Below are 249 nucleotides of genomic sequence, written 5' to 3' on the forward strand. Positions count from 1 at the left end.
TCTTACGATTCAGAATACGCAAATGCTGTATCCACCCTTCAGGGATCAGGATCAAATGTTATAGGTTCCATAGCTACTAATTATTCTTCAAATGGAAATATTTCTAATTTGCTTCAGCAAGTCTCGAATTATAATTCTTGGTATGGAGTAAATGGAATATTTTATGATGAAATGTCTACTTCAAACTCAAATGTTTCTTTTTATCAAGATTTATATGATAAAACTAAAATTGTTTTAGAAAAAAATGTG

At 28.9% G+C, this 249-nt stretch carries 1 protein-coding gene; it reads left to right on the plus strand.

Annotation, left to right across the window (positions count from 1 at the left end):
• The coding region (locus tag N8L39_RS09380; protein WP_261039394.1) for a spherulation-specific family 4 protein at nucleotides 1-249 on the plus strand (249 nt) is incomplete at both ends.

The organism is Streptococcus mitis (assembly GCF_946190285.1).
GTDB classification, from domain to species: Bacteria; Bacillota; Bacilli; order Lactobacillales; family Streptococcaceae; genus Streptococcus; species Streptococcus mitis_CP.